The organism is Hahella sp. KA22 (assembly GCF_004135205.1).
In the GTDB taxonomy this organism is placed as follows: domain Bacteria; phylum Pseudomonadota; class Gammaproteobacteria; order Pseudomonadales; family Oleiphilaceae; genus Hahella.
In genome coordinates, this window is sequence record NZ_CP035490.1 from 4,136,418 (window position 1) to 4,154,219 (window position 17,802).

13 protein-coding genes are annotated in these 17,802 nt (G+C 54.9%); 4 read left to right on the forward strand and 9 right to left on the reverse strand.

What is annotated here, in order from left to right; translation table 11 throughout:
* Window positions 1-11: 11 nt before the first annotated feature.
* The 4 genes from EUZ85_RS18290 to EUZ85_RS18305 form a co-directional block, all read right to left on the reverse strand.
* A complete protein-coding gene (locus EUZ85_RS18290) occupies window positions 12-839 on the reverse strand; it encodes a HEAT repeat domain-containing protein (protein WP_127970645.1) in 828 nt (275 codons plus the stop codon).
* A 48-nt stretch (window positions 840-887) separates the two neighbouring features.
* The gene (locus EUZ85_RS18295) at window positions 888-1,334 is read right to left on the reverse strand and encodes a GNAT family N-acetyltransferase (protein ID WP_127970646.1); all 447 of its coding nucleotides are present in this window, start codon (window positions 1,332-1,334) and stop codon (window positions 888-890) included.
* A gap of 153 nt (window positions 1,335-1,487) precedes the next feature.
* Window positions 1,488-2,672, reverse strand: a complete 1,185-nt coding sequence (locus EUZ85_RS18300; RefSeq protein ID WP_127970647.1) for a glycosyl hydrolase family 28 protein — start codon at window positions 2,670-2,672, stop codon at window positions 1,488-1,490.
* Window positions 2,673-2,980: 308 nt separating this feature from the next.
* Window positions 2,981-5,575: a di-heme oxidoredictase family protein gene (locus EUZ85_RS18305; RefSeq protein WP_127970648.1), complete on the reverse strand. Its 2,595-nt coding sequence runs from the start codon at window positions 5,573-5,575 to the stop codon at window positions 2,981-2,983.
* A gap of 496 nt (window positions 5,576-6,071) precedes the next feature.
* On the opposite strand from EUZ85_RS18305, the gene EUZ85_RS18310 reads away from it, so the two are divergent.
* Window positions 6,072-6,776 carry a BLF1 family deaminating toxin gene (locus tag EUZ85_RS18310; protein ID WP_127970649.1) on the forward strand — a complete coding sequence of 235 codons (705 nt, stop codon included), beginning with the start codon at window positions 6,072-6,074 and terminating at the stop codon, window positions 6,774-6,776.
* 124 nt (window positions 6,777-6,900) lie between these two features.
* On the opposite strand, the gene EUZ85_RS18315 is transcribed toward EUZ85_RS18310, so the two are convergent.
* The 3 genes from EUZ85_RS18315 to EUZ85_RS31925 all read right to left on the reverse strand — a co-directional run bounded on the left by EUZ85_RS18315 (window position 6,901) and on the right by EUZ85_RS31925 (window position 9,037).
* Entirely contained in the window at window positions 6,901-7,272 is a 372-nt protein-coding gene (locus EUZ85_RS18315) for a hypothetical protein (protein WP_127970650.1), read from the reverse strand.
* Window positions 7,273-7,656 (reverse strand): class I SAM-dependent methyltransferase, encoded by a 384-nt coding sequence (locus EUZ85_RS18320; protein ID WP_127970651.1) that lies wholly within the window; start codon window positions 7,654-7,656, stop codon window positions 7,273-7,275.
* Between the two features lie 70 nt (window positions 7,657-7,726).
* Window positions 7,727-9,037, reverse strand: a complete 1,311-nt coding sequence (locus tag EUZ85_RS31925) for a PAS domain-containing methyl-accepting chemotaxis protein (RefSeq protein WP_127970652.1) — start codon at window positions 9,035-9,037, stop codon at window positions 7,727-7,729.
* Between the two features lie 555 nt (window positions 9,038-9,592).
* Between EUZ85_RS31925 and xylB the strand changes: the two genes are divergently transcribed.
* Both xylB and EUZ85_RS18335 read left to right on the forward strand, forming a co-directional pair.
* A complete protein-coding gene (gene xylB, locus EUZ85_RS18330) occupies window positions 9,593-11,086 on the forward strand; it encodes a xylulokinase (protein ID WP_127970653.1) in 1,494 nt (497 codons plus the stop codon).
* A 341-nt stretch (window positions 11,087-11,427) separates the two neighbouring features.
* Window positions 11,428-12,753, forward strand: coding sequence for a site-specific integrase (locus tag EUZ85_RS18335; protein WP_127970654.1), 1,326 nt, complete (start codon window positions 11,428-11,430; stop codon window positions 12,751-12,753).
* A gap of 35 nt (window positions 12,754-12,788) precedes the next feature.
* On the opposite strand, the gene EUZ85_RS31175 is transcribed toward EUZ85_RS18335, so the two are convergent.
* The gene (locus tag EUZ85_RS31175) at window positions 12,789-14,114 is read right to left on the reverse strand and encodes a glycosyl hydrolase family 18 protein (protein WP_164887289.1); all 1,326 of its coding nucleotides are present in this window, start codon (window positions 14,112-14,114) and stop codon (window positions 12,789-12,791) included.
* Between the two features lie 486 nt (window positions 14,115-14,600).
* On the opposite strand from EUZ85_RS31175, the gene EUZ85_RS18345 reads away from it, so the two are divergent.
* Window positions 14,601-15,095: a hypothetical protein gene (locus EUZ85_RS18345; protein ID WP_127970655.1), complete on the forward strand. Its 495-nt coding sequence runs from the start codon at window positions 14,601-14,603 to the stop codon at window positions 15,093-15,095.
* Window positions 15,096-15,680: 585 nt separating this feature from the next.
* Here the strand turns inward: EUZ85_RS18345 and EUZ85_RS18350 are convergent.
* Window positions 15,681-17,681, reverse strand: a complete 2,001-nt coding sequence (locus tag EUZ85_RS18350; protein WP_305000033.1) for a catalase — start codon at window positions 17,679-17,681, stop codon at window positions 15,681-15,683.
* Between the last annotated feature and the right edge of the window lie 121 nt (window positions 17,682-17,802).

Sequence of the window (17,802 nt, forward strand, 5' to 3'; positions counted from 1 at the left end):
GAGGCGTAGATTTATCCTGCGGATGCGGTCAGTTTACCTAGCGCGCCTTCGATAGACTCTCCAACTAATGGCGAGATTTCAACGCGCAAGGCGGCCTCCAGTTCAGGAATCGCCTGTTTAACCTGATGCTCGCCCAGTCCGAAGGCGGCGATATCGCGTACGGTAGGGTCCATATCTTGAAGTCGGGCGATCAGCGCGCTTTCGAACAATGCCGACGCCAGCTCGGGTATGTTCTCTTGTGGCAATCCCGCGAGGATTTTGGTCGCTTCCTGACGCACTTCCGCCTCCTTGTCTTCCATCAACGGCGCCAGCATCGCCACGATAGCTTCATCCGGCCAGCGCCCCACCACGCCGCAGGCGACGCGACGCACTGTTTTATTTCCGTTACTCAGTAGCGGAACAAAGGCGGCGCGCACACGATAATCGGCGAAGTAGCGGTGCACGATGTGCGCTAACGCCAGAGCGGTTTCTTTAACAAGTCTGGCTTTGCCATGGCTGAGCGCGTCAATCAGCACATCGGTGACGCGGGGGTCGCGAATCCAGGCGTGAGTGGCTTTATTCACCGCCCTCGCCGCTTCTTTGGCGACGGCGGCGACCGCTTTGACGGCGCTGTCGTCATAAGGCGGCTGCAGGGCGGATTTGAGTGGATTGAGCTTTGCCGCCAACGCCTCTCCTATCGGGATCAGTTCGTAGTAGGCGTTTTGCAGCAAAGGGTTGTCGCCCTGTACGAAACCTTCTTGCAGCAGCAGTTCCCGGGCTTCATCCGATTCGCCCTGCTGCAGCAGGGCTTGGGCTTTTGCGATGAGTTGCGTTTGCTCTGACGCATCCCGTCTTAGCATCAATGTCCTCCTGACGGTCAATTCAATGAATGTCGCCGCGCCTGCGTCTCAGCTGGGATCGATTTTCTTCACCACATGAATCAAGCGCTCCACCTCGGTATATCCCAGAGCCGTGTGCGCTTTCAGGCTGATTTCATTATTGACCAGCATATCGCTGCCGATTTCCCGCAGGCCGCGATCCAGAGCCCATTCTTCGGCCGCGTCCATCAAGCGGCGACCGACACCCTGGCGACGATGGGAAGGGAGCACATACCAGCCCTCCACATAGGCGACCGGATGGCTCGCGCAGCCTTCCCCGTATGAGCGCAGCCCGGCTTCCAGAAAGCCCAGCATGTCGCCGTTATCGTCGATGGCGACAAAGGTGGCGAGGTCCGGCATGCTGAAATAAGCGAGAATCTCCGCTTCGTGCTCCTGCGGCGGGGTTTCAGGCCAGAGTTCCTGACGTAAGGCCAGCCAGTTGGCTTTGTCGGCCTCCATGACGTATCGGATTTTCAAAGTTTTATCTCCCGTGTTCCGCAAGCGTACAGGCAGAGTTTTTCAGGAGCGGCTTTGTTTTGTCAAAGTAATTTTTACCATTTGTTCCCAGGCCGACGCGCATCAGCCTGGGAACGCATGTACGAGAGCCGTCTTAAGCGCTTCCAACGCGCGTCAATCGCAACTGCACTCTCCATCCACGTCCACATCTTTGCAGGAAATGGTTGCGCCGTCTTTGCAGTGCAGCTTTCTCAGCTTCACCGTGCATACATCGGCGTATTTGCAGTTGAGATCAATTTCACCGCCATGCACGGATATCTTTTTGTAGGTGACGTTTTCAATGCTGGAGCGGGCGTTTTTATCGCACTTGCTGCTGCCTGGGTCGTCACAATGATCATTGTGGTAGTCCGTTTTGATCAGGATCGGATTACTGGAAATACGCTTCACCAAACTGTCTTTGAATTTGATGTTTTCTACTTTGCCGTTGGCATATTTCTGCATTTTAATGCGCAAGCCAAAGTGTGAGTCCATCACTGTCACATTCTCGATTTCCACATCTTTAACTACGCTGTTCATGGCGACGGAGCCGATTGAAAGGCCATGGCCGTTATGACAGGTCACGTTGGAGATGCGCACATTGGACGAGTTGGCTTTGACGGCGATACAGTCGTCGCGACTGCGGACTTCCGAGTCTTTGATGCTGATGTCGTCTCCGCTGATATCCATGCCGTCCAGATTGCAGGAGCTCTTCGAGCCGTTATGGTGTGTATTGACCGTGACGTCTTCAATCTCGACGCCGCCGCGGGAGTGTTCGACATGCAGATTGAATCCAGGTCCGTGGGATAAAGTAATGGACTTCACCAACAGGTTTTTAGAGCCTTGCAGATCCATCATGATGGGCCTGACTTTGCCAGAGTAGTCGCCACAGTCCTTGTCCCCCATCCAGGTATTATTGCGCCCGTCGATTTCGCCGTCCCCAGCGATCACTACGTTTTCCAGGTTTTCGCCTTTAAACAGCGGCGGAAAGCGTTTTTCACCGCTTGGAATGGGCGGCCAGTCATCTTTGGAAGGGGCTTTCAACTTGTGCAGAATATACAGATTCAGGTTACTGCAAAGCTGGATCGGCACGTCCTGACCGTCCACTTTCGAGTCCTGATTGTCCATGAAGACGAACTTCTTCACCGAATCTCCCACCGCGCAGCAGTTAGCGATGGCGGAAGGCAAGTTATAGTTATAATCCGACGCATAACAGCACATGTTTCCCGGCTCCGAGCACACCGGATTTTCATCCGCCTGCGCGAGACCGCTCCACATGAGAACAACAACAGCGAGTAGTTTGATCCTTATCATCCTGTTCATGATGACTCCCTCTTCCTGCCATTGAGTGTTTGAGGTTTTTCCTGGGGAATGGCGTGTCGTCCTCTGCGACGCGCAGCTCTGTTTTACCTCCTTTCACAGGTTGATGAACAAGGCTCTATTATCGGCTCCCCACCTCCGTCTCGTCACACTTTGATTAGACGCATTGCGCATAAAACGCCCAAGGCTATAGCGTGATTTTCTATGGGGCCAGTCGTAGCCATAAAAACTAAACGGGAAAACACTGCGGCCAAGCTGGCTTGCCAAACCGCAGTGTTTTGAAGGAGAGGTCGCCCTCTCCAAAAGCGTGACTAGAGTGAATTCAGGAATTGTTTCAGGGCGTCCCGATCAGCCGAACTCAGCGCTTCGTAATTCTGGCGACTGCCGGCGGCTTCGCCGTCGTGCCAGAGAATCGCTTCGTCCAGGGTTCTGGCGCGGCCGTCATGCAGGTAGCGCACGTTTTCCTGGCCGCCCTGTACAAACTTAAGGCTGCCCAGTCCCCACAACGGAGGCGTGCGCCACATGGACGCCACAGCGTCGCCCTGCGGCAGGGTGTCGGCCAGGCCGGCCCCCATGTCATGCAACAGCAGATCCGTATAAGGGTGGATCGTCTGTTTGCGCAGTTCCGCCATCGGATGCGTGTTACCGGTCTTCAGGGTAGCGGTGTGACAGGCGACGCAGCCCGTTTGCGTAAACACCTCTTCGCCCTGACTGATCCGTTGCGGATCGACGTCATGCTCCGGCGAGACACGAATCCCGTCGGGATAACCACTGCGCAGGCTGCGCTGCGCCGGGACGCCCAATAGCGCCAGATACTGACCGACGCGATCCATTTCAGCGTTATCGATATGAGTGTCGACAGCGGCGCCATGGCAGTCCGTTTCGGTCTTCTGGCAGGAGCGCTCGGGATAAGTCGGCGTAGTGACGCCCATATCCTGCAGGAACGCGGTCCCCACCTGATGACGCAGACTCAGCTTGGAAGCTTTCCAACCGAAGCGCCCTAATTGCACCGCGCCGGTTTCGGGATTTTTGATCCAGTTGGGCTGACCGCGCACGCCATCGCCGTCCGCGTCATTCTCATCCACTCCGGCGAGAATCGTGGCCTCGGACACAGCTTCCAACAGCCCCATACCAACCACCTGCGGCGCCTGCCGCACAGAATACCGCTCCGGCGTCGGCCCCTGGAAGGCGTAGTTAGGTTTACGCAGCTCAACCACTTCGCCGCCATTCAGTTCCTTTGTGGTCACTTCATAATGGCTGAGATTGACGGCGTAGTTTTCCTGGTTGGCGTCCCTGGATTTCTGTAGCACGTTAAAGCCATAGAAAGGATCAGGCGCAGCGCCGTCCTGGGAGCCAAACGCCGCGGTCAACACCGAATAGCCTTCCAGTGTCTGGCCTGCTTTGGCGGGCTCGCTACGTCCATTGTTCTGGTGACAACCGATACAGCTTTCGTTGTTATAGCGCGGCCCCAGCTGCCCTACGTGAGCGTCGAATACCGGGTTAGTGTCGGAGAACTCGGAGTGCTTGCCAGAGGCGAATGAGGTGTGGAACAGGCGCCGCCCTTCCACGAAACGCTGACTGTTCTTGATGCCGATGTTGTTGGCCATCTGCTGGAACATGCGATGGGGCTCTTCCGAATAGTTGTAGGACACGCTCGCCTGTCCGCCCAGCAGCGTCTCCGCGGGCAGCGGTTCTGAGTCCAGATTTGGCGCGATGCCGTACCAGGGACGCATGCCTTTACCCACCACATAAAGTTGCTCGAAAGAGTAATAGCGCTCTCCCCCGCCGTCGATCACCGGCGTCTGCAGGCGCGGCGCCGGGGCCAGCTCGATTTTATCGCCGACCCGCAAAGGGCTGTGCGGCGACGTGCGCCAGTTGGAGTTGAAGTCCATCATGCATTCGCGCTTGCCTGCATGACAGATGGGCTGGCCGCCCTCATTGGGATTGTTGAAGCCGTAGTTCAGGGACCAGCCGAAGTCTTTCACGTTCGGGTTTTCGATGTTACGGAACAAACTGAAGGTCGTGCCCCGGAAGGTATTGGCGTTCACATGCAGCCAGACTTCAATTTTATCGCCGCCAGCGGGAACCGAGTCACGTATTTCCAGTCCGAAAGTGCGGTTCTGGAAGTAGAACGGCGGGAACGTAAGATAGCGCCCCGGCCCCTGATCCGGCGCATCCCAGGGCTCGCCCCGTTCACGGGCGTGACGCTCGGTGGGTCGGGCGCCCATCAGAGTGACCAGGGTACCGTCCGCATCCACATACTGAATCCGCTCCAGCACATCCGTGCCCTTGGGATACAGCGGTTGAAAGGCGGCGGGCAGGTTGTCCGGCAGATCCGGTTCATCCGGCTCGTCGGGAACGTTTGGATCACCGGGACCATCAGGTTCATCTGGATCGTCCGGGCCTGACAGCGGCGTTCCGTATATCTCCAGATCGAAGATGGAGTATCCCCAGCCGTTGCCGCGACTGCGCTGGGTGGCGAAGATTCGCACGTAGCGGTAGTCCCCGCTGACATCCACCGTATCTGTGCGATCGCCGAACACGCCGCCGCTCTGGGCGGAAAGCGTGGTCCAGGTTTCATTGTCATTGGAGCCCTGGATTTCATAGGTTTCCGGGTTCGCCGCCTCCCAGTCGATGACGACCTGCTCCAGACTGCTCACTTTTCCCAAGTCTACGGTCAACCAACTGGGCGACACGCCATGATTGGATTCCCAGCGCGACCGACTGTCCGTATCCACGGCCAGCCTCGCCTGGCGCAACTCCGTGCTGGCGAAAGTGTTTTTACCCGCCGCCAGATTGACGGCTGCCTGTGCAACGGAAATTGAAGACGCCGCAGCAGCGACGCCAATAAGAGTTCCGGCGAGCTGACGCCGAAACGCCGTTCGGCACGAATCATTCGTATACATACTGACCTCCTTTTAACGCTCCCGTTCTTTGTTTTTTTCTAAGTTGTCTGAGTCTGGGCATAAAAATTCACAGCGGTTAATTGATAATGACAACGCTTTCATTAGAATGCTCATGGCATTCAAAAACAAACAGGAAACCGGCCTCTGCTGATACTTTTTTGTAGAGTTTACTGTATGGGCGAACAGAAGCTTGCAGCCAGAAATGAAAACGCTTGCAATTCTGAAAGCTAACAATCCGCCATCTCTTAAACAATCGCCAGAACGGACGAGAGAGCATGGATAAAAGGACTAGTAAGCCGCTGATATAAAATGACTAAACAACACAGTTCATAATTTCGCCAGCGACAACGCCCTACGAAAAAGTAATGGAAGAAGTTGACAGGTAAAAGAGTGATAAATCGCCTTTTTTAAGGCCTGCATTTAATCAGCGTAGATAGCTAACTTGGGCCCGATAAAACGGGACAAATTGTTCGGTAAATTAATACAAGGAGAAGATATGTGGAATGAGTTGGAAAGAGTTATAAGCACTATCGGAAAAGCAGAGACTTCGTATACAACACGGTACTTTGTGGATGTCCCCGGAGCTACTCCAAAGGGTGAGCAGACCATCAATATCAATGCCCTTGAGTCATCCTCGCGCTTCGATCTTGTCCTTGGCCGAGGACCTAATGCCAGAACCGTACTATGGCTACCATGGCAGGAAGGTGAAATCACCCGACTTAAACTGCGCAGGCAAGCAAATGACTATTGGTTTGTTACCGCCGCTTTATCTGGCTGCACTGTGGGTTTCAACAGAAAGACTAGCGAAGTCTTTCACTACAATGGAGACTTCAGTAGTTTTCCGGCGGATCTTCGTCAAACCAGCGACTTTCTATGCCCCCTGCAAAGATCCACGGGATTGACCCTTGACGCCTGGGCGGAAGGCGCGGGCGTACGCTCTGACGCCAATAGCAGAGTCACGCAGTATGGATCAATCGTACGCCAAGAGGCCAAAGCCGCTGTTCCTCCAAGAGGGCACGGACTTTTTAAAAACGGTAGGCCGGCTCAACCTGCGAAGTACCAAACACACGGAGTGCCCAGAGCAACCGTTATTGGCTTAGTGAGTGAGGGTTTTCTCACTCTTGCTTACCAAGATGCGTCTGAACAAGGAGAAAAACGTTACCCTTGGTATGAAATTACAACCGCAGTGCTAGCAGACTAAACCAAGCAAACAAGCGCAAATATCTGCGCAAGTCGGATAAGCAAAGCGCTATCCGGCTTCTTGCTCTCCCATAACGCTGGTGTCGGAAGGCGCTGCGCTTTTCCGACCTACCTGGCGGTTCGTTTTAATTGCACCAGATATAAAAATTACCGACATTTTGCGACTCACCTACAAGTCCGAAAAATAAGTAAGCACTCGATTCTTTGCTTAAGTTTTCCAGGCAATTGACGCCAATTTGCGCTTTGTATCCTTCCTTACTTTCACACTCAAAAGTTCCCTGCAATTGAACTACGCCATACAAACTAATCTTGCAGACGATGCCGCCAGGGCTACGCCACACTTCCTTTAGGATGACATTCTCCAATTCACCGAAAGGAATACGCACCAAGCTTTCCTCTCTTTCGTTTAAATATCGAGCAACATTAACACCCGTAATTTCTTCAGCCAGGGCTGATAAGGAGACAAAAAGGCAAACCCAAAAATAGAAGAGCTTCATTTACCGATACCTTTTCCCTCTACACAGTAAATTGTCTGCCGGATTAATAAGAGCGAACATGGAAACGACGCAGTCAAATCCTTCGGGGCAATGTGGCAGGCGCCCTACTCCCGCCGCCAAAAAGGACGCAGGCATCCCCAATGTCTGTTCTCGGGCGAATGCGATAAAAGGCTCTGCGGGATCGCAGCCGATCACATTGGCAGGTCGAGCGACATCGCAAATCGCACGAGTCAGCGCTCCCGTGCCGCAGCCCACATCCAGCCAGTGCAAACCGGGCGGCGCATTCAGCCAGGACACGTATTCTAGAGCAATGCGCCGACTCCAACGTCCCATGAATGCTTCGTAACTCGACGCCGCCGCCCATTTGTCATCTGTATTCGCCATGACTTTTCACGCCTCACGCGGCCCTCGAAGGTCGTCAGTTTGTCCCTGCAACGTAGCAGGTAGTTTCAGGTTAGGACTCGCTGGAGTTGTCCACCAGGTCACCCACCACATGGGAGACGTATTCCGCGCCTTTGAAGATCTCGTCGATTATTCTGGAGGCTTCTGCGATCAGCTCAGCGTTTTTCGCTGCTTGTTTGGTGACTTTGGCCATGCTGTCGCCGGCTTGCTGGACCAGTTGATTGTTGCGGTCGACCATCTGGTTAATTTCTTCGGTGGATTTGGTGGTTCTGCCCGCCAGAGTTCGAACCTCGTCCGCCACCACGGCGAAGCCCCTGCCATGTTCGCCGGCCCGTGCTGCTTCGATAGCGGCGTTCAGCGCCAGTAGATTAGTCTGGTCCGCAATGGATTTGATCGTGGTGACAATATTGGAAATCTCATTGGATTGGTCATTCAATTCTTCTACCAGCCTGGCGGACTCTCCAATATCGGAAGATATTTTTTCGGAGTTGGTCAGATTTTCTTTGAGAATGCGCGCGCCTTTCTCAGAAACCTGCGCGGTCTCCACGGATGTGCTGTGGGCGACTTCCGCCGCCTTCTGAACCGCCAACTGACGCTCAACTCTTTCCGTCACGTCGCTGGCGACCTTGGTGATCTTGACCACCCGCCCCTGGTAATCGAACACCGGGTTATAGGTCGCTTCTATCCAGACGGAGCCGCCCTGCTTGCTGATGCGGCGAAACAGGCCATTTTTGATTTCGCCGTTCGCCAGTTCGCGCCAGAAGTTGGGGTTTTCTCTGTAAAAATCGTCCGGACAGAATATCTCGTGATGCCTGCCTTTGAGTTCCTTCAGATCACTGTAGCCTAAAGCTCTGACAAAGTTTTTATTAGCGTTCAACACCGTCCCATCCGGCTTGAATTCTATGACCGCATTGGAGCGATCGATGGCTTTGATCAGGGCTTGATTATCCGCAGACTGCTCATAGGCTTTGGTGACGTCGTTGGCGACTTTCATCACGCGCACCACTTGCCCATCCTGAACAATAGGTATGTAGGTGGCCTCCAACCATACATCGGAGCCATTCTTGTGCTTGCGCCTGAACGTCCCCCGTTTGGGAACGCCCCTCGCCAGATCGGCCCAGAACTGGCGATATTCAGCATCGACCACCTCATCGGCGCAAAAGATACGGTGATGCCGTCCGATAATTTCATCCAGCTTATATCCCACCGTGGCCAAAAACAGCTCGCTGGCGTCCAAAATTTCTCCTGTCGGGGTGAAATAGATGGTGGCGCAGGATTTGGCGATGCTACTTAGCTCAGCCTGCAACGCTTTGGCTAAATTGTGGGCGTCGTGTTGTTGTTTGTTTTTCTTGGTGGAGAACATATAACGCCATACCTCAAATAGTTGCCCTATGGTTAAGTCTGAATGCGAACGGGAATAATTTAAGCATAGAACAATCCATCGCCGTTGGTAGCTCGTCCATTCGCGCAGTCCGGATGAGCTGGTCATCCGCAAAATCATTTCCTTGAACCGTACAGTATTATTAATATGGCAATGATATTGGCATGTTAATAACTAGGCGCATGGATGCGCCTGCGCGGCGGCTAGCCGCGGGAGACAGGGCCTGACCTGTGCAGGCCCTGTCGTTGCAGACAAATAGAAGGAAGCTATTTGACTGCCTGATTAATAATACGGGCCGCTGCGACGAACGGACCTTCTTTGTCGGAAGGCGCTGCGCTTTTCCGAACTACCTAGTTATCGGTTGTTCCTTCTTTGTAGGTTGGATAAGCGCAGCGCCATCCAACAAGCCGCCATTCAGCAAACTTCCGTCCTGCTATGTCCCGCATTCGCAATTACCGGCGGGTTCGGCGTACACTCCCTGTCATATTGTCCGTGGCCGATCAATGGCTTGCAGCCGGAAACCGAGGAGAATCAGGTATGTACGTAGGGGTGGATTGCGGGACTCAGGGAACCAAGGTGGTGGTATTGGACCCGGAGCGAGAAACCATTCTGGGAGAGGGCTACTCGCCTCATGCGCTGATCAGCGACGCCCATGGCCGCCGCGAGCAGCATCCCGACTGGTGGACGCAGGCCCTCGTCGACAGCTACCGGCAGGCGCTGGAGCGCTCCGGCGTCGACAGTCGTCGTATTCGCGCCATCGGCGTATCCGGACAGCAGCATGGATTGGTCGTGCTGGACCGTCATGGTGAGGTGATTCGTCCGGCGAAGTTATGGTGCGATACGGAAACCGCGCCGCAGAACGCGGTATTGCTAGAGCAGATGGGCGGAGAGCAAGGCTCTCTCGAACTGCTGGGACTGACCCTCGCCACCGGCTACACCCTCTCCAAGCTGCTCTGGCTGCGTCAACATGAAGCCGACGCCTTTCAACGCATCGCCCATATTTTGCTGCCTCACGACTACCTCAACTACTGGCTGACCGGCGAGATCGCCGCCGAATATGGCGACAGCTCGGGGACCGGGTATTTCGATATCCGTACTCGACGCTGGGTCCCGCAAGCCCTCGAACTTATCGCCCCCGATAGACGCCTGGCCAGCGCCCTGCCGCCATTGCTGCAGGCGCAGCAGCCCGTAGGCAGGGTCAGCCCCGCCATCGCCCGCTTGCTGGGCCTGTCGGATAACGTGTTGGTGGCCAGCGGAGGCGGCGACAACATGATGGGCGCCATTGGCACAGGCAATATAGATGAAGCCGTGGTGACCCTCAGCCTGGGCACTTCCGGCGCGCTTTACGCTCATTCAAACCAGCCGCCAAAACAAGGACACCCATCCCTGGCGGCGTTCTGCTCCTCCAGCGACGGCTGGCTGCCCCTGATATGCACCATGAATCTGACGGCGGTGGTTAACCAGGTTCGAGGTCTGTTCGGCTACGACCTGGACCGCTTCAACCAGGAAGCGGCGCAAGCGCCCATCGGCGCACAGGGCGTCACCCTGCTGCCGTTCCTCAATGGCGAACGCGTGCCGCCGCTTCCCGATGCGACAGGCAGCTTATTGGGTCTGAATATGCAGAACCTGCACCCCGCCAATGTTTGCCGCGCGGCGCTGGAAGGCGTCACCTTTGGGCTGCGTTACGGCCTGGACCTTTTGCGGACTTCCGGCATCCATTGCCAGGAAATCAGATTGATCGGCGGCGGCTCGAAAAGCCGGTTATGGCGTCAAATGGTGGCGGACATGATGAACGCCCGCGTCATTTGCCCCCAGGTTGGCGAGAGTGCGGCACTGGGCGGAGCGATTCAGGCGGCCTGGTGTGATGCGCACGCCCAGGGCGACGGCATCCGTCTGCATGACCTGTGCCGGCGCTTTGTAAAACTGGATGAAGACGCCGCCGTATCGCCAACGCAAGACGCCGTGGAGGAATACGAAAACGCTTATAAGTTGTACAGAACAAGACTGATGGAGATGCATCCTATCGCTTAGCCAGCACCTCATTTGTACTTTAAGTTTCCTTTTTATCCATCTGTTTATAAAGCAGTTATTTTCTGTCTTTCAATTGTCGACGGTTGATCATTCCGCTATGCTTGCTCTTTCTTTCTCGCGAACTCGCGAAAGCAAGCATTGCCATCGGGGCGTTTAAGCCCGCTCAATCACCGGTCCCAAGCATGAATAAGGAGTATTTATGCCATTTGATGAAAAATTGTACTTAAATCCTCGAGCCCTATAGCACTTTTCTCTCATCCCAGGCTTTATACTAAACATTAAGTTTAAATCTTAAATTATTGTTTTTAAACACAAACAAAACATAGCAGTCACCCAAAACCATGTCCGCTCCCGATTTTCCAGCTTTCCCCCTCTTTGACGCTCACCGCGAGTTCGTCAAGCTCCCTCTTGGCCTCGCCATGCTGGACGACTACCCGGACAGCAGACAGTTTCTCGCTCGGCTTAAGGAAACCATTCCCGGGGTCAACGAGGACTTCATCAGCGCCCAGCGTTTTCTGAAGAGTTACTCCCGTAAAAGCGAGAAGACTTTCACCAGTTTCCGCAATGAGGTGGAGCGTTATCTGTTGTGGGCCTGGACGGTGGAAGGCAAAGCGGTGTCCCAGCTTCGTCGCTCTCATATCGAGAATTACTTTGACTTTCTGCATGCTCCGCCAACAGGCTGGATTGGCTCCGGCAGCGTGCGCCGTTTTGAGTTTATTGGCGGACAGGGCCTGTTTCGCAGCAACCCGCTGTGGCGGCCCTTCGTGATTCGGGAGGCGGCGCGTTCAGCCAACGATTCCAAGCCGGACAGCAAAGACGCCGTCGCTTCGGCGAAGAGCGATAAGAAGGACATTCTGCAGCCGGAAAAGAAAGGCTACCGCCTGAGCAACAGCGCCACCGCCCTGGCCTATTCCGCCATCAGCGTGTTTTATGATCATCTGGTGCAGGAGGACATCGTTCTCGGCAACCCTATACCCGGCATCCGCAAGGCCTCTCCCTATCTGATCAAAGATGCGCAGGTGAAGCAGATCAAGCGCCTGTCTGAGCTGCAATGGGAATATGTGCTGGAGACCCTGAAGGAAAAAGCCGCGGAGCAGCCGAACTATGAACGCACCATTTTCATTATCGCCTGCCTGAAATCTCTGTATCTGCGTATCTCCGAGCTCTCCGACCGCCCTAAATGGACCCCCATGTGGGAGCATGTGTGGAAGGATCATGACGGTAACTGGTGGTTCAAAGCCTTCGGCAAAGGTCTCAAGATCCGCGATGTCTCCGTTTCCAGCGCCATGTGGGAGTACATCCGTCGCTACCGCGAGCACCGCGGCCTCACTGCATCGCCGTCTCCCGGCGATAAAGAACCGTTGCTGCAGAAAATGCGTGGCGGCGGCGGGCTCACCAGTCGCCAGATCGCCCGTTTGGTGCGGGAGGCTTTTGAGCTGGCCTATCACCGTATGATGAAGGACGGTTTCGAGAATGACGCCAAAGAGCTGCGCAAAGCCACTACCCACTGGCTGCGTCACACCGGCGCGTCCCAGGACATCGCCAACCGCCCGCTCAAGCACATGGCGGACGACCTTGGCCACGCCAGCATGGGCACGACCGACCGGGTATATATTCAGTCCGACATGAAAGAACGAGCCGCCACCGGCCGCTCGCGCAAGGTTTAGAGGCCTTCATTTCAAGGCCTCAGAACATATCTGGCTTAATTGCTCTTGCTGACCTTGAACCAGTTAATGTTCCAGCCCCCAGCCAGCGCCTTGACGCCAAATTGCAGCGGTCCGGCGGGCAGATTCACTTTGTGCTGCACCGTACGCCAGTTCTGCCAAGCTCCAGTGGCGGGAATCGACACACTGCCGTAGACCGGACTGCCTCCGGCTTTCTCCAGTTGCAGTCTGCCACCGCCGTTCAGGCTGGCCACCCGGTATTCCACGGTGTAAGTTCCTGCTTGCGGAATGTTCACCGCCGCGTAGGACATCCAGTCATTGGCGTCGATATAACCGACATTCTGGCCGCCGCCCGCATCGGTGGTGGGCTCCACCTGCACGCCGCTCATGTAGGTGTAGTTCTCCGCCTGAACGGTGATGCCGCCCGGGGTCGGGGGGTTACCGCCGTCGACTGTCTCCCAGATGGTTTTCATCAAAGAGGTATCGTCACGGGTATCCTGGGAAATTTCCCAGAACATGACGCCGCCCGCTTCGGATAGCGCCAGCTCGGTCTTCGCCCGGATAGTCGGCTGTCCGTTATAGTCGAGACCGCCTGCGTCGTCCCGTTGCGCCGCGCCGGCGCCGTAACGGGCGATTACGTCTTTATAGGCCACCCAGTCTTTATGGGAGTAAAACGGCACGCCCAGCACCGCTTTGTGCTGGGGCAGACCTTCGTTGAATTTCCAGTGAGTCAGCGCATTCTGCGCATGTTGATAGGTGGAATGCGGATAGCCCAGGTCGTACACCATCAGGTTGAGGAAATCCACGCTGTTGATAACGTCTGCGTCCACGCTGCCGGGAAAGTCCGACGCAGTGACCGCCGCCGTCAGAATCTTGTTGCGGCTGTGCAGCGCCGCGCCGAGTTCCCGCATCAGAGTTTTGAAGTTATTGGCTTCGGCGCCGGCTTCCGGGTATTCCCAGTCCAGGTCCACGCCGTCCAGGCCGTAGGCGTCCACCATGTTCATCAGATTACGGATAAAGTTGGCGCGACTGGCGCTGTTGCCGGACAGCGCGGCGAAAGCGGAGTCATCGCCGTTATTCCATCCGCCCACGGCGATCTGCACTTTCACCCCGGCGCCATGAGCGCGCTGCACCAGCGTGCGCAAGCGCTGCTCCCCGCCTTCCAGGGGCTGCAAACCGCCATTGGCGGTGGGTATGGCGAAGGAATAGTTAATGTGAGTGACTTTATCGTAAGGGATGCTGTTCACGTCTCCCTGCCAGGTTGGAAAGTATCCCACGACTTTGAATTCAGCCATCGCCGGCTCGGCGATCATGGCGGTGGTCAGCGCGACTGCCGATGCAATGTGTTTGAGCTTGATAGCCATAATTATCACCTGTCCTTTTAAGGTCATGTTTGTCGTGCTGGTCGGATGGAAGGCGCTTGCGGCGTATTTTTCGTTTTTTTGGCCTTGGATTTTTGCTGATCACCCGCGTTTATTGAGAAAGCGACAATGCAAGCGTTTTCATAACATACTCAATCATCATGGATAAGGTAATCACTCAAAAAGCCTATAACCGGCGTAAGTCAGGCTAGTTTCACCGGTATTTGCGAAGCCCTCTCTGATGAACAAAAGACGCTCAGCGCATCGAATATCCAGCGGGAAACATGCGTAATTCTTTCAACAAATTTTGCAAGGCTTACTCTCACATCTTTTGTAACCGGTTCTTTTTACTGACAAAAAAATCGCCCTATGCAGCTCGCGCCCCTTTGAATTCAAGGTTTGTGAGAGGTTGGCCCAGCGATTGCTCAAGCCTTATTGACAGTATGAGTAGTAAACCTTCAAACAGGATATTGATTAGAGGAAATGACCATGAGCGACGTAATTACAGGTATGTTTAAAGTTCCCACTAACGCCAGTGCGGCGATTCATATGTTGGAATACAAAGGAATTAAGTCAGACGACATTTCACTGGTGACGAACAGCACGTACACCAAAGACAGCTTCGCCCTGACTGAGCACAGCAAACTGCCCGAGGGCGTGGCGGTGGGCGCGACCACCGGCGGCGTACTGGCTGCGGTAGCCGGCGGCCTGACCGCAGTGGGCGCGGTCGCTACAGCGGGCGCAGGCCTGTTGGCGGCGGGCCCCTTCGTCGCTGCTCTGGCGGCGGGCGGAGCCGGTGGCGCTGTAGGCGGTCTGATCGGCGGAGCCATCGGCCTGGCGATCCCTGAGCACGAGATCAAATACTACGAAGACGCCATCAAAAAAGGCGCTGTCCTGGTCGGCGTCCGCTACACCAGCGACACCAAGGACATGATCAAAGACGTGTTCAAACAATTTGATGCGGACAAAATAGCCACCGCATAAGCGCACGGCACACAGGCTTTTGGGAATTTCTTGAGGTCTGTGTGCGCTTCTTCTGTTGATTTGCGCATCTTTCGACGTTAAACCTCACTCTAGGGCATAGCAAGCAGGCTCTGACTCGAACCCTTCCCAAAACACCCATAATCTTCCACATTTGACGCATTTCAGGATGCTTCTCATATCCTGATATAAAGTTTCGGAATCTATCTTTCCCATATAAGCATCATAGGCCTCATCGGAAATGGTTAACCATTCCTTTCTCTGGCCTATACATTAACCAACTGATCTTTATAGCAAACTTATTGTAGATTGCGGAGATGCCGGATAATCATATTTTGCGGTTGTTACAGCCCCCGCATTTAAATGCGCGCAAATACAGGCGGGCTTCGCAGTTATTAATATGGCAATGATATTGGCATGTTAATAACTAGGCGCATGGATGCGCCTGCGCGGCGGCTAGCCGCGGGAGACAGAACCTGACCTGTGCAGGCCCTGTCGTTGCAGACAAATAGAAGGAAGCTATTTGACTGCCTGATTAATAAAAAAGCCAGCCCAAATACTGGGCTGGCTAAAAGCTTGCTGAACGCCCTATCCGTCTTCCCTGTCCCAATAACGCAGGGCTCTGGCGCTGGTCAGGAAGCGTTCTATATCCGCTTTTTTAGACAGGCTGAACATGGCCTGGTCGCATTCGCGGCCGTTTAGTAATTGTTCCACGGTCTCTTGCAGATTGCTGGAGTACGCGATGTATTTGCTGTGCCGGTACGCATCTTCGATGAAATGTCTGGCTGCTGGCGTCGTGGTGAACAGACTCCGTTGTTCGTCGCTGACTATCACTACGACGACGTCGTATAAAGCTGAGGGGCCGCCTTCGTAGGTTTCGTCGCCGGTGATGACTTCGCCATCGCTTAATGTCGTTCCCTGGATGGCGGGGGTGATCAAGTCGTAATCCGCGCCCTCTTTTTTAAGCAGACGTTTTAAGTTTTTCAGCAGCTTGTTATCTGCGCCGTTGGACAGAAATACGCCGAACGTGCGCCCAGCCAGGGTCGGCTGTGAGCTTTTATTGATACTCAACGCATCCGAGACAGGTAAGTCCATAATAGGTTTCCTGGCCGCCGGGGCCGGTTTAGGCATGTTACTGATCCCTAATTTGTTGGCGACGTTTTTCGCCAGTCCCCGGTCAATATTAAGCAAGTGTGAGACCATTCTTTCCCGAATGTCGCTACGCTCCACCTTGCTTAATTCAAACACCAGGGCGTCAGCGATATGCGCCTGTTCGGCCTCGGTTTGACTACGGTAAAACTGATTGGCCTGGCTGTAGTGATCACTGAAGGTTTCGCTGCGTTGCCGGACTTTCTCCCCCGTCATCGGTTCAGAATAGCTGACGTAGCCCGTTTCGCTATCCTCGCGCGGCCCGCCCTGCTCGCCGCCCCAGCTATTCGGCTCGTAATTGGCGCGCCCCGCGCGGTTGTGCATGGCCATATGGCCGTCCTGCATGAAGTTGTGCACCGGACATTTAGGCGCATTGATGGGGATGTGCGTGAAGTTGGGGCTACCCAGGCGTTTAAGTTGGGTGTCCAGATAAGAGAAATTGCGCCCCTGCAGCAGCGGATCGTTGCTTTGATCAATGCCGGGGACCAGATTCTGGGTGCAGAAGGCGACCTGTTCCGTTTCCGCAAAGAAGTTATCGACCGCTTTGTTGAGCACCATTCTGCCGACGATTTTCACTGGAACCTGTTCCTCAGGGATCAGTTTGGTGGCGTCCAGCACGTCAAACTCGAATTTTTCCGCGAAGGCGTCGTCAAAGAGCTGAACGCCCAGTTCCCAGGTGGGATAGTCCCCTGACTGAATCGCATTCCACATATCGCGACGATGGTAATCGGGGTCGGCTCCGTTGATGCGCAGCGCCTCGTCCCAGGTCACGGACTGCATGCCCTGCGCCGGCTTCCAGTGAAACTTAACAAAGGTGGATTTGCCTGCGGCGTTAATAAAACGGAAGGTGTGCACGCCAAAGCCTTCCATAAAACGCAGGGATCGGGGAATGGTCCGGTCGGACATGATCCACATCACCATGTGCATGCTTTCCGGGGTCAGGGAAATAAAGTCCCAGAAATTATCATGGGCCGTTTGCGCCTGGGGGAAACCGCGGTCCGGCTCCGCCTTTGCGGCGTGAATCAAATCGGGGAACTTCATGGCGTCCTGTATGAAGAACACTGGAATATTGTTCCCCACCAAATCCCAGTTGCCTTCCTGGGTATAAAACTTCACGGCGAAGCCGCGCACATCGCGGGCCAGATCGGCGGAGCCTTTGTTACCCGCCACCGTGGAGAAGCGTGCGAACACCGGCGTCTTACGCCCTTTGCGTTTGAACAGATCGGCGCAGGTCACGCCATCCAGGGTGTCCAGCGCCTCGAAGTAGCCGTGAGCGCCGAAGCCCCGCGCATGTACAACACGCTCGGGAATACGTTCATGATCAAAATGAAACAGCTTTTCCCGCAATTGCCGGTCTTCCAGCAAGCCTGGTCCGCGGGCGCCGGCGCGCAGAGAGTTTTGGTTGTCTGCAATGGGTGTCCCTTGAGGTGTCTTGAGCACAGGTGCGCTCCGGGATTCTTGATGCGTTTCTCCGCCCTTCCCTACATTTTCTTTGTAACTTTTACTTGTTTTAACGGATGTGGATTTTTTTGTCGCCATGATCAATTTCCTGAAGTCTGTC